12 protein-coding genes are annotated in these 14,733 nt (G+C 53.4%); 2 read left to right on the top strand and 10 right to left on the bottom strand.

Features of this window, described 5'->3' with window-relative positions:
* Positions 1–81: 81 nt before the first annotated feature.
* The 3 genes from dctP to FFI61_RS11185 form a co-directional block, all read right to left on the bottom strand.
* Positions 82–1,107 carry a TRAP transporter substrate-binding protein DctP gene (gene dctP / locus FFI61_RS11195; protein ID WP_200201371.1) on the bottom strand — a complete coding sequence of 342 codons (1,026 nt, stop codon included), beginning with the start codon at positions 1,105–1,107 and terminating at the stop codon, positions 82–84.
* 122 nt (positions 1,108–1,229) lie between these two features.
* Positions 1,230–1,757: a YqiA/YcfP family alpha/beta fold hydrolase gene (locus tag FFI61_RS11190; protein ID WP_200201370.1), complete on the bottom strand. Its 528-nt coding sequence runs from the start codon at positions 1,755–1,757 to the stop codon at positions 1,230–1,232.
* Positions 1,754–2,755 (bottom strand): LLM class flavin-dependent oxidoreductase, encoded by a 1,002-nt coding sequence (locus FFI61_RS11185; RefSeq protein WP_200370439.1) that lies wholly within the window; start codon positions 2,753–2,755, stop codon positions 1,754–1,756. Before FFI61_RS11185 ends, FFI61_RS11190 begins: the two co-directional genes overlap by 4 nt.
* Positions 2,756–2,846: 91 nt before the next feature.
* Between FFI61_RS11185 and FFI61_RS11180 the strand changes: the two genes are divergently transcribed.
* Positions 2,847–3,605, top strand: coding sequence for a putative 4-mercaptohistidine N1-methyltransferase (locus FFI61_RS11180; protein ID WP_200370437.1), 759 nt, complete (start codon positions 2,847–2,849; stop codon positions 3,603–3,605).
* 162 nt (positions 3,606–3,767) lie between these two features.
* Positions 3,768–5,276 carry a sodium:proton antiporter NhaD gene (nhaD, locus tag FFI61_RS11175; protein ID WP_200370435.1) on the top strand — a complete coding sequence of 503 codons (1,509 nt, stop codon included), beginning with the start codon at positions 3,768–3,770 and terminating at the stop codon, positions 5,274–5,276.
* Positions 5,277–5,336: 60 nt separating this feature from the next.
* On the opposite strand, the gene FFI61_RS11170 is transcribed toward nhaD, so the two are convergent.
* From FFI61_RS11170 to FFI61_RS11140, 7 genes are all read right to left on the bottom strand, one after another.
* On the bottom strand, positions 5,337–5,900 hold the full coding sequence (locus tag FFI61_RS11170; RefSeq protein WP_200201366.1) for an NADPH-dependent FMN reductase: 564 nt from the start codon (positions 5,898–5,900) through the stop codon (positions 5,337–5,339).
* A 145-nt stretch (positions 5,901–6,045) separates the two neighbouring features.
* Positions 6,046–7,557 (bottom strand): EAL domain-containing protein, encoded by a 1,512-nt coding sequence (locus FFI61_RS11165; protein WP_200370432.1) that lies wholly within the window; start codon positions 7,555–7,557, stop codon positions 6,046–6,048.
* A 138-nt stretch (positions 7,558–7,695) separates the two neighbouring features.
* A complete protein-coding gene (locus FFI61_RS11160) occupies positions 7,696–8,901 on the bottom strand; it encodes an SO2930 family diheme c-type cytochrome (RefSeq protein WP_200370431.1) in 1,206 nt (401 codons plus the stop codon).
* A 93-nt stretch (positions 8,902–8,994) separates the two neighbouring features.
* Positions 8,995–10,488 (bottom strand): parallel beta-helix domain-containing protein, encoded by a 1,494-nt coding sequence (locus FFI61_RS11155; protein WP_200370429.1) that lies wholly within the window; start codon positions 10,486–10,488, stop codon positions 8,995–8,997.
* Between the two features lie 246 nt (positions 10,489–10,734).
* Entirely contained in the window at positions 10,735–11,760 is a 1,026-nt protein-coding gene (locus FFI61_RS11150; RefSeq protein ID WP_227714858.1) for a helix-turn-helix transcriptional regulator, read from the bottom strand.
* A gap of 161 nt (positions 11,761–11,921) precedes the next feature.
* Positions 11,922–12,248: a GreA/GreB family elongation factor gene (locus FFI61_RS11145; RefSeq protein WP_200370428.1), complete on the bottom strand. Its 327-nt coding sequence runs from the start codon at positions 12,246–12,248 to the stop codon at positions 11,922–11,924.
* A gap of 241 nt (positions 12,249–12,489) precedes the next feature.
* Entirely contained in the window at positions 12,490–14,733 is a 2,244-nt protein-coding gene (locus FFI61_RS11140) for a heavy metal translocating P-type ATPase (RefSeq protein ID WP_200370426.1), read from the bottom strand.

Below are 14,733 nucleotides of genomic sequence, written 5' to 3'. Positions count from 1 at the left end.
CATTGATGCTTGGTGGGGCGGGTTAGTTCAATGGAGTGTCCGCCGGCTGGTGCCGGCGGACACAGGAGCACTGCAGGGTTGTTACTTCTGCACGTCTTTCAGGTCTTTCTTGAACTGGTTTAGCAGCTGTTCGCCGCCCTTGCCAGTCATCTCAATAAACTTTTTCTCAACCTGAGGAGCGCGTGCCTTGAACGCTTTGATTTGCTCTTCATTCAAACGCGTTACAGTCACCTTGTCGCTGGCTGCCTGGATTTTTGCGAGTGCTTCATCCGCCAAGCCATCGATGTGGGTGATGATCTTCTCAAAGGCATAGTCTGCGGCATCCTGAATGAGCTTCTTGTCTTCATCTTTCAGGCCGTCGTAGAAATCCTTGTTGGCCATTGCAGCAGTCGTGAACCAGCCATGACCGGTGTAGATCAGGTTAGGTGACACTTCATACAGTCCGCCTGACTCGATCCAGAAAATCGGGTTTTCCTGGCCGTTGATCATGTTGGTCTGCAGTGCGCCGTACACCTCACCCCAGGGCAGCGGCGTTGGTGTTGCACCGAATGCAGAGTAGGTTTCAGACAACAGTGGGTTGGTCATAACCCGGATTTTCTTGTTCTTCATGCCTTCGGGCGTAGTAACTGGCTCATCCAGTGTGATAACAAACTCGCCTTCCGGGTACATTTGCAGAAGCTCGAGGCCCTTGTCGGCATAAAGCTTCGGGAAGTCTTCGTTGATGGCCTTACTCTCACGGAAAAAGTCGATAACCGTGCTTATGTCTGTGGGCATCAGGTAGGGGATGAAGAAAATCTGTGCTTCAGGAATCAGGGCACCGGTAAAGCCAGGCGACTGGTTAACAAAGTTCAGAATGCCAGCCTGGGTTTGCTCCATGATGTCGTCAGACTCACCCAGTTCACCAAAGCGATACACCTGGAGAGTGTGGTCGGAGTTTTCTTCGATATATTCCTTGAATTTGTATGCGTATACGTCCTGTACGTCGCCCTCATACTCTTCGTGAGCGTAGCGCCAGTTTGCTGCGTTCACAGAGTTTGCTGCGGTCATTGCCGCAAATGCGAACGCTGAAATTCCGGCCAGTTTCTTGAGTTTACTCATGCTGCTCATCGGGTTTTCTCCGTTCATTTTTCTTCAGACATTTATTGTTACATTGGTAGAGACTGGCAAAACTTACTGACTTTCGCAAGAATTTGACCTATTTGGCTCCATATTGGCCAAATTGTGCTCGATTACTTGAGGCCTGCTCTTGCCAGTAGTGCCCGGAACTCTTCAGTGACTCGTTCAAGACTGTTTGAAAGGCGATGGTCATCAGGGAGAATCAGTATCGGTAGTGCCTGTTTTCGGGCGAGTTCAATAACGGGCATTGGGGGCACTATGTCGTCATCCCAGCCGTGAATGATTTGCACATGTTCGGCCTGGATGCGTGGGCTGGATTGCGGGTAGTCCTTCAGAGCCAAGGCTGGAGCCAGAAGGAAGCAGCCCAGAACCGGAGTCAGCGCACTGGTTTGTGCGCAAACCCAGCCACCCATGCTGGAGCCCGCAAGGATGATGTTGCGGGGGTCTGCGCCGCTGGCAGCTATGGCATCTTGCATTTGGGCCAAACGAACCGCTGGATCTTTGGTGCTTCTGTGGTCAATGGCGTGGGCTTGCACCTTCTCAAAAGACTCCGCCATGGCTTTCAGAGCCTGGATTTTGGTGCCGCCCGGGCCGCTCTCCAGGCCATGGGAGAGAAAAACGTGCACGGTGCTGTTATTCATGGTGCATCAGTCCCCCGGGTTTCGTTCAGTATGTCGAGGGCATGCCGCCGTTTTGCCGGATCATAGATATCCACAGTAAACATAAGCTCATCCACATCTACACTGGCCAGTAGTTCATTAATCTGGGCTCTGATGGCAGCAGCATCTCCAAGCAACTGCAATCCAAGGAAATCCTTAACCGTTGCTTGCTCGGCAGGGTTCCAAAGGCCGTCCATCGATTTCACCGGCTCTTTCATCCAAAGGGGCTGTCCCCGGAAAAGTGCCAGAATTCGCTGGTAACTGGTAGTCGCAAGGTACTTTGCTTCCTCGGTGCTTGCAGCAGGCACCGCGGGAACTGCCAGCATGCTGTAAGGTTTCTGCAGTTGTTCAGAAGGCTGGAAGTTGTCCTGGTACAGCTTCAGAGCTTCACGGTACAGGCGTGGAGCAAAATGCCCTGCGAAGGCATAGGGTAGGCCGCGCATAGCTGCCAGTTGGGCGCTGTAGAGGCTGGAGCCAAGTAACCATATCGGCACCTTGGTGCCCGCGCCCGGAACCGCCTTCACGGCCTGACCAGGCCGGAGGGGGCCAAGCAGTGACTGGAGTTGTGCAACATCTTCCGGGAACTGCTCTGCGCCCAGGCCGTCGCGGCGAAGGGCTCGGGCTGTTATTTGATCAGTGCCTGGCGCCCGGCCAAGGCCAAGGTCAATGCGGCCGGGGTAGAGGCTTTCGAGGGTTCCAAATTGCTCTGCGATAACCAATGGTGGGTGGTTGGGCAGCATTACACCGCCGGAGCCAACTCGAATGGAGTGAGTTTTGCCAGCAATATGCCCAATCAGTACGGAGGTTGCCGAGCTGCTGATGCCCTCCATATTATGGTGTTCAGCCAGCCAGAATCGCTTGAATCCGAGATTTTCGGCATGCTGGGCATAGGCCACACTGTTTGCGAGTGTATTGCCCACGGAATCGCCTTCGCGGACCGAAGCAAGTTCGAGTAGTGAGTAGTCAGGTAATAGGTTCATAGTGCTAGGATAGCACTTGAAGGTCGTACTGCCCCAGGCGGTTTGATAATGCCGGGTCGCGCAGAGATCCACTACCCAGAAGGAATCCATTGTGCAGCAAAGTGCCTATTATGAAGACGACACCACACTGGCCCAATATCTGGAGTTTCATTTTGGTGAGCAGTGGCATGGCGAAGCCAACTTCCCCAGGGGACTGGCAAAGGTAGCCATTGATGCCATGGATGGGCGCACCTTGGGGAGAGCGCTGGACATTGGCTGTGCCTGTGGCCGCACCAGCTTTGAGTTGGCCCAGGCGTTTGCACATGTTGATGGAATCGATTTCTCCAACAAGTTTGTGGAGCAGTGTCAGGTAATGGCCAGGGACAAAGTGGTTCGCTATGCCCGGCCGGAGGAAGGCTCACTGGTGAGCTTTCAGGAACGCACTCTTGCGTCCTTGGACCTTGAAGAGGCTGCTGAGCGGGTGGCCTTCCATCAAGGGGATGCTTGCGACCTCAAACCTGAGTTCACCGGATACGATCTGGTGCTGGCGGGCAATCTGATTGATCGGCTATACGACCCCTCCCTCTTTTTAACGCGCATTCACGAGCGCATGAATGATAACGGGCTCCTGCTGATTGCCTCTCCTTACACCTGGCTGGAAGAGTACACACCCAGGGACAAGTGGGTGGGCGGGTTCCAGAAAGATGGTGAGGACTACAGCACGTTTGACGGCCTGCGCGATATGCTGGCGCCCCACTTCACCTTGTTAATGGAGACCCGAAGCCTGCCATTTGTGATCCGTGAGACGCGCAACAAGTTCCAGCACAGCTTTTCCGAACTGACAATTTGGGAGAAAAACAGGCCGGCGTAGTCGTATGAGTGCCTTGGGAAAGGCTCGAAAATACAGGTGCCGGGCGGGCGAAAAATATAATAGCTTACGAACGACTTAGATCACTTTGACTTGACGGAAGCTATGGTGCGCAAAGTGCACTTTGATTGATAATGTGCCCCCCAAACTTTTGAGCCTACTACCATGAATGAAATCAGTAGTTCTGAAAAGCTACCTTTCCGGCGTTGCTCCAAACGTATTCTCACCCCTGACAGCGTATTCGCAAGAGTAGCCCTGGCAATTTTAGCGGTGTTTACTCTTGGCTTCAGTTCGATGGCCAGCGCCGCTGAATCCGGCGCTCAAAGCCTGACCCATCATCCTGTTGGGTACATTGCTGTCATCATCTTTGTGATTGCTTATGCATTCGTGATGCTTGAAGAAAAGCTGCACCTGCGCAAGTCCAAACCGGTGTTGCTGGCAGCTGGCCTGATCTGGTTCCTGGTGGCCGGTGCGGCTGCTATGAGCGGCGATACCGAAAGCGCCAATGCGGCCTTGAAGCATAATTTGCTGGAATACTCCGAGCTTCTGCTGTTTCTGCTGGTCGCTATGACCTATATAAACGCCATGGAAGAGCGACAGCTTTTTGATGCCCTGCGTGGCTGGCTGGTAAGCAAGGGCTTCAGCTATCTCAGTCTGTTCTGGATTACCGGGTTGCTGGCATTCTTTATCTCACCCATTGCCGATAACCTCACCACAGCTCTGCTGATGTGTGCTGTTCTGATGAAGGTGGGTGAAGACAGTCCCAAATTTATCGCCCTTGGATGTATCAATATCGTTATTGCGGCAAATGCGGGAGGCGCCTTCTCTCCTTTTGGCGACATTACAACGCTGATGGTCTGGCAGAAAGGTGTAGTCGAGTTTACCGAGTTCTTCAGGTTGTTCATTCCTGCAGCAGTTAACTTCCTTGTGCCAGCTGTGATTATGAGCTTTGCGGTTCCGAGTGAGCCACCAAAGGATGCGTCAGACCCAGTGATCATGAAGCGCGGTGCCCGCCGCACAGTTGTGCTTTTCCTGCTCACCATTACTACCGCTGTATTGGGCCATAACTTCCTGCACCTGCCGGCTGTGGTCGGCATGATGATGGGCCTGGCTTACCTGCAGTTCCTGGGGTATTACCTGCAACGGAGCTTCAAGCGTGGAGTGGCCCGTGAACGGGTGTGGGCTGAAAATCACAAGAATACCCGCCTGCTTGAGCGGCTCGATAAAGCGGTGCCTTTCGATATTTTTAATCCGATGGCACGCACAGAATGGGATACGCTGCTGTTTTTCTACGGTGTGGTGCTTTGTGTGGGCGGGCTTGGTTACATCGGCTACCTGGCCGAGGTATCGCAAATCCTATATAGCGACTGGAACGCCACGGGGGCCAACATTGCGGTGGGCGTTATGTCGGCCATCGTAGATAACATACCGGTGATGTTCGCCGTGCTTTCGATGGAACCTGATATGTCCCATGGGCAGTGGCTGCTGGTGACGCTTACTGCAGGTGTTGGCGGCTCCATGCTGTCAATCGGCTCCGCTGCCGGCGTTGCACTGATGGGGCAGGCAAGGGGCTATTACACTCTCATGTCGCACCTGCGCTGGACGCCGGTCATCGCACTTGGGTACGCCGCTTCCATCGCAACTCACATGTGGCTCAACGCCAGTCTGTTCTGATCGCCCTGACACGGAGCCCTCAACGGGCTCCGTTGTTCAAGCTGTATTGCTCAGCGCGTTTTAACGAGCTGTTTTCAGAGCTGTTGCCCACTTCTCCATTTCAGTCAGCATAGCTGTCGCAGAATGGTCGATGGGCTCGTTGGAGCTGAATACTTTGTTATCGTCCAGGTGGTTCCACGCCATGGGCACCATCACACCTTCTACCATCGGCATCATTTTCAGAGTAGTCACCAGCTGGCGAGCCAGTGTTGCCGCACGAATACCACCCGCAGCGCCGCCATAGCTTACAAAGCCGCAGGGCTTGTAGTTCCATTCTGTGTAAACGTAATTCAGAGCGTTCACAAAAGCTGGTGGTGGGCAGTAGTTGTATTCTGGCGTTACGAACACAAAGGCATCGGCTGAGTTAACGCTTTCAGACCAGCGCTTGGTGTGTTCGTGTTCATAAATACCCGAGCGTGGGTGGTTGGCTTCGTTGTATACCGGCAGGTCAAAATCCGCCAGGTCGACTAACGTGCAATCGAAACTGGAGTTGCTTGCCGCAAATTCGTGAAACCAGGTTGCGATAGATGGGCCAATACGACCTGGGCGAGTGCTGCAGATTACTACATTCAGTTTAAGCGCCATGAACAGTGTCCTGAGTGGATATGAGTGCCGGCCCGAAGCCGGCGATTGTATAGCTGGCGTTAAATCTAGATGCTCGGGCGAATTAGATCAAACGAAGCATTTTGAGAGAGATGAACAGGAAATCCGATCAAGTGCGCAAGCAGGGCTATGATGTTTGGCGCACGAGTTCCTCCAGCCTGCTTGCCGGCATGGGCCTGCCAAATGCCCAGCCCTGCGCAAACCTGACGCCCATGTTTGAAACAATAGTGGCCTGGATGCTTGTTTCGACACCCTCCGCAACAACCTCCATGCCCAGTTCTTTTGCAATACTGACCATTAGCGGAACAAGCGCTGCGCCCAAACCGCCGGTATCTATATCGAATACGAAGCTGCGGTCAATTTTCAGTGTGTTGCAGCCCAGATCCCGCACCTTTGCGAGGTTGGAATAACCGGTACCAAAGTCGTCGACTGCCAGCTCAAAGCCGTTCGCCTTGATCCACTGTATACAGTCTTTGGCGGTAGCCGTATCAAGATGCTCGTCTTCGGTAATCTCGAAAGCAATGTTAAACCGCGATGCTGCAAGAGCCAGTGAAATGTCGGCATCTTTCATTCTGCTCTGGGCGATATCAGAGGGGAAAAGGTTGATGTTTACCTTGAAGCCGTCCAGTAGCCCGGCTCTGGTGTTCAGGTCGTCCAGAGTCTTCTGCATGATCAGTTGGGTAAATTGCCAGCCCTTACCGATATTGGCCAACACCGGAATGAATTCATCCGGGTAAAGGGCACCATAGGTATCACGAAATCGGGCCAGAACCTCACACCCGATAATGCTCCCGCTCTTGAGGTCTACAATCGGCTGGTACAGTGGGAAATAGGCATCATGCCTCATGCCCCGGATTATCCGTTGGGTTGTGCTCAGCCGCCTTTTCAGAACAAGCCAGCTCACCAGGCCTGATCCGGAGCCTAAAACCAGCCCTGTTACTGCCAGGAAAACTGCAAGTGACTGGCTACGCCTTAAAACGTCGGTGTGTTTTATTTCTGCGCTCGCGCAGTAGGGAATAATGTCGCTGCAGGTTTCCGAATAAATGGATGTGAGCGTAATGTCCTGCCCGGATTGTTTGCTCAAGCTGCGGAACACGCCCGGGTCTCCGAAGGCATGCTGGGTCTGGGAAAGGCTGTTGCGATACACCAACTCCCAGCGGCTGTTTGCAATGGCAAGCTGTTCCAGCCAGCGGGTATCAAGTACCACATTGAACAGACCTTTCCCCACGATAGGGGCAACAATCTCACCGTCAAAGAGCGCAAGGCGGGCAGCAGGCCAGTAGCTGAAACCGTCGTCGCTGATAAAATCCCACGAGTCCTGTTTTATCGGTGTTTTCAAAATCCCCTGGCCAGTGGTACACAACACTGTGTTGTCCCGCAGAAAGCCAATATCCCTTACACGGTAGGTATGAAAAAGCTCCCGTCGCATGACCGCAAGCAAGGTGTCGTTGCATTGGTCAAAGCCTTGCGCATTCAACCGGTCAATAACGGAACGGCTCTCCAATGCGATTTTCTCGGCTTCAGACATCAAAGCGTCTAGCTCTACCGATTGGGACACCAAAGCGCCCTGAATGGCCACAAACAGAGTGATCATCGCGTATACGCAAAAAGCGCAGAGGCCTGAGATTACGACGATCAAGACCTGTGTCCCACGGAGGGGGTGGCCAACATTGGGCATGTTCACGGCATTCTTTAAAGGGTTTCAGTCACTATAGTTGAAAGTGGTTGAGGGGGAAAATAGTGGCCCCGGGCATCCCTGCACTGTGGGGCCGCAAGTTTAAGGATTGCAAGAGCCACCGGGTAAGCTGTCAATCCATGAAGCAATCAGTGCTACGCCCTCCTCATGTACGAGGGCACGCCCTATTTCAGGCATGCGATGCCTGGGCTGCGCGGTACTCATTCGGTAGTGCAGAATCGAGTTCTCTGCGTCGCCCGGCACCAAATCATAATTGCGTCCGTCACTGCCGCGGTAGGCCACAGGTGTTTTGCAGTAGCCATGTTGGGGCTTATGGTCGATATACGAACGCCAATACTCAAGGTTCAGCCCCGTGTTACTGGCGCCTCCCTCGGGCCGATGGCAATGAGCGCAGTTAATATCAAGGTATCCTTTTGCCAGATCCATGAGTTCGGCACTGGATTTAGTCGGCAGTAGCTGGGCATCTGCGTCTGTATAAGCAGTTATCGTGTCGATCGTCGACAAGTCCGCGGGAAGACCTGTCAAAAAGCCTGCTGTTTGCCAATGAGTAAGTTGGTTCTCTGGGCCTTCGGCGTAGTCATAGGATCTATTCAGCAATCGAGCTTTGGGTCCGATCGGCATGAACTTGCTGGTACCGGCGACATCGAACTGGTGACACTGCTTACACATGTTGGTATCGGGTACTTCGTAGGTGAAATCCTGCTGTTTTCCGTTGTGAACCAATGAGACAGGCAAGAATGCGCCGGCGCTTTTAAATTCGGCGATTGTTGCGTTAGCGTTCCAAACATAGGGCAGCGCAGTCCATCCACTTTCGCGGTGAATCAGCAGCCGGGTTTCCAGCAGTGTTTCATCTTCGATGCCGCGGAATGCTGTGTCGGCCGGCAGTGCAAAGGTTTTGGTGATCACGGTGCCAACCGGGAACTCCATGGTTTCATTTTCCGAGAACCTGGCCGCTTTGCCATCCGGAATGAAAACGAATCGATATTTGCTGGTGTAGTCTGTGAAAAGCGCCGTTGTCAGGTCGTAAGGTGTGCCGTTACCGGTTGGGTTGGCTGTGGGATTGGTTGGGTCTTCAAACAGCCGGTAACTGCTCAGATATTTGCAGTTGGCGGTCATAAGAGCATCAATGTTGACACCGTCGCCGGCCTCTCCACACACACCAGACTCAGTGGGTGATGTGATATTGCCAATAGTGTCGCCATCACCTCCGCCGCCACACGCTGTTAGCAACAAGGCTCCGGCCAGTGATAATCCCGTCAGCAGATGGTTGGTTTTTTTCAGATTCATAGAGCCACTCCTGCAGGCTTCCGGATATATCCGAAAGTCTGTTTTCAAAAAAGGGGAAGCGAGGCCCACCACGAAGGTGTGGGCCTCGTGGTGTTACAGTGCGCAGGACGCGGAGCTTGGGTCGCTTGCGTCGTCTTCGCCACAGCCGTAGCTGGTGCCATTGATGGTTGCTTTTGATGGGCTGAGTGCCGCAGGCATAGTGGCGCATGCCATCAGGTTGGTCTGGCTGGCTTCGAACAGGAGGTCTGGCATTGCGCCATCTACGAGCTTGCTGCCATCACCCTCAGGATCGAACACAACGCCATGGCTTACGTTGCCGTTGTTTGCGGAACAGATGTAATCCCCTTGGCTGAAAGGAGCCCCTGCTGTTGTTGCATCCGCCCCGACATAAGCTACCAGTTCGCCTAGTCCGTCATACAAAATGGCCGGGAATGCCTGATGGAAGGCGTTGAAGCCCGTGATGATATCGGTAATCAAATAGCCGGTAGGTGCATAGCTTGAATTCTGGATCTCGTTATCATGGATCGAAATGTTGCGGGGCACTGCTTCCCAGCCGTCATCAATGACAGTGGTATATTTGGGGTTTACGTAGCCGAGGTTCTCGTCTGCAATGTAGTAACTGGTAGTGACAATTGACGTGGTTTTATGGTCCGTGATGCGGTTTTTATAGATCTCAACATCGTTTGTAGACAGCACAATGATGCCAGTTCCTGGCGGTACAATGTGAACCCCACCTTCAAAATCGCCTACTTTCGCAAAGTTTACCTCGTTGTTGTTTAGCACTTCGTTGTCAAATACTCGCACGTTGGTGCCGTAAATATCGTTACCAATGGGCAGATCGAATATCAGAATGCCACCTGTATTCTTGCGGGCGATGTTGTCGTATACGTCGGCGTTGATTGAGTTCTCGATCTCAATACCTGCCACGTTTTCCTCGGCAATATTCCGACGCACTACAATGTTTTCTGACTGGCCAACATAAATGCCCGCGTCTGCCGACCCGCGCACGTATGAGTCTTCAATCAGTATGTTTTTGGATTCAACCGGGTATAGGCCATAGGCACCGTTCTGGTCGTTCAGTTCACCTTCCCACACAGTCGCAACTGACTTGAGAATAATGCCGTCGGTATTTTTGAATTTAATGGCGTTGGCTGCAGCCTCGTAAACTCCGAGATCTTTTATGGTGACGTCTTTGCCATTCTGAACAAACAGCCCGTCACCACCGGTAGAATTCTCAAAGTTCAGAATGGTTTTCCCCATTCCGTAACCGACGATGGTGATATTTTCAACTGGAATGCCATCGCCGTCGGAGTCTGCATCAAACGTGAGCGTGCCTTTGATCGAAAAGGTTCCTTGCGGGAACACGATGACATCGCCGGATTTGGCGTTGATAAAGGCATTCTTGGCTGCGGTAGTCAGGGTGTCATCGGCCGGAAGCATGATTGCCCCCTCCGGGAACGTAACGGCTGGCGGTGATTCATTATTGCTGTCGCTGCCGCCGCAACCTGCAAGCAGCAGTGCGGGGACAATGCCCACGAGTAAAAGGGGGTTTTTGTTGATGCTGATGTGATTGTTTGTAGCCTGCATACCAACTCCAGATGCATGAGATATTGTTGTTGTTTATTTATGGCGAGCCGAGCAGCACCGAGTAGAAGAACAGCACGGCTGGATAGCAAACTATGCAGGATTGACGAATATCACGAGCAAAACCGCTGCGCAGAATACGGCAGCCTGTGTGCAAAAACTCCAAGCCCTTCTGTCACAATGGCCAGAGGGGAGTTTCTGTGGTCTGAGCAAATTGTTGAAATTGCAGAAAGTGATCAGGTAGGAACCCTAGTGAGCCTCGTTGTTCTGGCGAAATTCAGTAGGTGTGCACTGTTGGATTTCCCGGAACGCACGGTTGAATGAGCTCAAGGTTCTGTATCCAATGTCCAGTGCAATATTGAGAACGGGCGTATCCGGTTCGGCAATCAGGCGCTCCGCGGCTTCGGCGATTCTGAGTTGGTTAATGTAGTCGTTGAAGTTGCGGTAGCCTAATTGCTTGTTGATCAGTGCACGAGTGCGATATTCCGGAAGCTCGAGTTTTCCCGCCAGCATTTTCAAGGTCAGATGTTCTGTTCGGTAATATTTTTCTTCCATCACGCTCGCAAGGCGAGCAATGTGCTCATCCTGGACACCTGGCTGGTTACTGGTTTCGGATGCCTGCATTGATGGCATAGCTTCAACTTCGGGGGCAGGGCCGCTGCGGAACGAGAGATCGCTGAATCTGCCCTTCAAAAGGAAGGTGGCTATGGCTACGCCCGCAATGGAGACTACCAGTGCTCGGTTAACTGCGTAGGCAGCATCCAGATTGAAGGCCAGGGCCACAAGAAACACAGTGGTGCCTGCAACAACCAGAACGAGCGCCCGAAGCTTTCGGCGCGGTTCCACCAGGTCAGAGGACCAGTCTGCAAGAACTGTCCAAAGGCCGTTTGCAATGATCAAAAATTCAAATACTTCTCCAAGTTCCCAACCGAAAAAGAGCAGGAGCCCCTGCGCACTCTGGTGATCTGAAAATAGCCTTGCTGTACAGGGCGCGATTACACTGTAGAGCGCCATAGCGCTCCATGCCGAAAATAGCTTTAAACGCTGGCGGAAGGTGGTCTGACACAGCAACCAGAACAGGGCTGGAAGCATTACTTCCAGATTCAGCGTAAGCCATTGCCAGTGGGGTGGCGCAAGTGGGTGGAGTAAGAACCCGGAGCTGGCGATTAGAAAAACCGCGAACACCCGTGCAGCGGATGAATGTTGTAGCTCTCGGGTTGTGGTGATCAGGAGGATAACCAGGCAAGCCAGGCCAAAGCCGGTCAAAATCAGCATGCTTGAAATACTCGACGCTGTTTATTGTTGTTTGCGCTAAACGCTTGCAAACATGTCACTCAGGCGTGCCGGTGTCAATTACGACCAGCAATGCGACACGAAGTGGCACGGCTGAGAGACTATGCGTCGAAGAGGGAGGAGGCGTTTTTGGCGAGGTTACTTCAGCTTGAGACTTTCAGAACAACAGCATGCCCTTCTTCGTTACCCGACCCCAGTTTAACAACACTCCCTGGCTTGGTGCCAAGCAGCGCGAGGCCGAACGGTGAGCCTATACAAACATCATCTTTTTCGGCTTCAGGGCAGGATCCGGAATCTGTTAATCGGAAGGTGAGTTCCGATGAGTCGAGGCAGTTGATCAGCGTTACAGTGCTGCCAATCATAGCCGTATTTTCGGGGGGGATAACGGGGTTTCTGTAGAGCCTTCCCAGTTTTGCATTAAGCGTTGCGATATCACGTGAACCCAGGTTAAAACCTACATTCATCATCATGTCAGTATCTCTGCCTACTAAAAATATTCGTTTTGTTACTGGTGCCACAAACGTTTAGACGTTTATGTTTTTTAAAAGTATCAGGAAGCTCGCGAGCACCGTATGGCGGGGCTCGCCGACTAATGGAAAGTAATCGAAAGGGGAAATAAAGAAACCATGGAGAGCTCCTTCACTGAGGTTGCCGGCACCATAGCACCTTTGGATTTAAAGGCAAGGGTGCGGAGGGTAAGGGTACTAAAGTCTATGTAAGGGGCTGAAGGGAGGAGCTGAGTTTGCAGGAAGAAACTGCTGAGTCACATTCGATCTGGCTCTGCATGCGCAGGCTGTTTAGCAGCACGCATAGACTGCTGAGTGACATGGCAACGGCTGCGATTACCGGCTGAATCCAGCCTGTAACCGCCAGTGGAATTACCAAGGCGTTGTAACCCACTGCCCAAAACAGATTCTGATACATCAGCTTACGTGCCCGTTGTGCCAACTGCAGGGTGGTGGGTACCTTGGCGATGCTTTCCGTGAGATAAACAGCTGCTGCTGCGCCAGTGGCGGATGCCGCATTGCCCACGGCGATACCCAGTCTTGCGCCGGCCAAAGCCAAGCCATCATTGAGGCCGTCGCCTACAAATACGGTGGGAGTCTGTTGTTCCAGGTTTGCGATAAAGCTGTGTTTCTGCTCGGGGGAATACTCTGAGAGCACATGTTCCGGAGTAATACCAAGGCGTTTGGCCAGATCCAGACAGGCCTTGCGAGTGTCGCCGCTGAGTAAATAGATTACGTAGCCCTGCTGCACCAGCTGGCGGATCGTGGCTGCCGATTCCTGCCTGATAGTCTCCTGAAAACCGATCTTGCCGGCATAAAGCCCGTTGCAGGCCAGATAAACACTCATTCCCGTATCTTCGGTGGGCGGAACGTCGATGCCCTGTTCCCTCAGCCAGCTGGCGCGCCCGGCCAGAGCGACCGTCTCCCCGTTTACCCAGCGTGTTCCAAGCCCGGAAAAACTCTCCCGTGTTCCTTCAGGTGCTGGCTCAGGCACTGAATGCCTATTCGCCATCAGGCCCCGGGCAACCGGGTGTGGTGACTCCAGGAGCGTATCCTGCGCCAGTTGCAGCAGGCCGCTTTCCGTCCATTGCTTGGCAGGCGTGATGCTATTTACGCTGGGCTCGCCCGTAGTCAATGTGCCGGTTTTATCGAAGACAATCGCACCCACTTCAGCCGCTGCCTCAAGGGCGGCAGGATCTTGCAATACGATGCCGCGATTGATCATGTTGGCATGCCCCATGGTGATCACCAGAGGGATGGCCAGGCTAAGAGCGCAGGGGCAGCTGATGATCATAACGGCCAGCCCGCGTGCCGCAGCCTCTGGAATCGGAACGCCTTGAACAAGGGCAAGGCCCACGGCCGCTGTGGCTGCAATCAGAATAACGGGTAGCAGAATGCGTGCAATGCGATCAGTCAGGCGTTGAAGGGTGGTTTTACGGCTAAGCAAAGCGCTGATGGAGCGGGATAATTGGTCGATACGGCGCTGGCCGGTGCTGGCGGTTACGACCAGTTCCAGTTCACCTTCCACCAACTGGCAGCCTGCAAGCAGTTCTGCACCTGGCCCGAGCGCCTGAGGCATATGTTCGCCAGTCAGCATGGAGAGATCGGCTTGGCCGTGCCCTTGCACAATCTGGCCATCCAGAGCCAGCTGTTCTCCAGCCCTGAGCACGATGTGTTCGCCGGTTTTAATATTACTGGCTGGACGGGTTTCGAGTTTGCCTTCCGGTGTTTTGAGGGTGACCTGTTCCGGTACATGCTGCAGGTAGCGGCGAATGATCTCCGAGGCGCGCCGGCGCACGCTGGTATCCAGCAATCTTGCGATCAGCTGGAAAGTGATCAGCATAACGGCAGCATCGAAATATACGTGGTAACTGCCGGCGAAGATCTGCCATGTTGATATGATGCAGGCCGCGAAGACTGCGAGAAAAATAAGGCTATCGAGGCCCGGTGCGCCTGCAATCAGCGTGCGCCAGCCCACCCGATAGAAGTGAGAGCCAGAATAGAGCACGACCGGAGCGGCGAACAAACCGCTGGCGACGGCCAGTGGCCATAAGACTTCCGCCTCTACCGCACCAAAGGGTGCCAGATAGATTAACAGGGCCGGCATCATGCTCCACATGCCAAAGACTACAGCCACCGCCAGTCGCCGTTGTAAGTGCTTGCGCACCGACTCGGCCTGGAGCTTGCTGCGGTCAGGATCAACCGAGCTGTGCAAGCGGTAACCCAGGCGGGCAACAGCTTGCTGAAGGTTCGCCAGCGGGGGCTTCTCCTTGTCCCAGCAAATCATTGCCACATCTGCTGCAAAGTTCACTGCAGCGTCGCTGACCCCCGGTTGTTTCTTCAGCAGCGCTTCAACGGCAATCGCACAACTGCCACAGCGCATCCCCTCAATCATCAGGATGTCCTGATTCTGTTGTTCCTGCGCTGTGCTTCTGTTGTTGGCGGCCAT

Origin of the sequence: Marinobacter sp. DY40_1A1, from assembly GCF_016597815.1 — a bacterium.
GTDB lineage: Bacteria > Pseudomonadota > Gammaproteobacteria > Pseudomonadales > Oleiphilaceae > Marinobacter > Marinobacter xiaoshiensis.
This window is presented reverse-complemented; position numbering and strand designations above follow the sequence as displayed.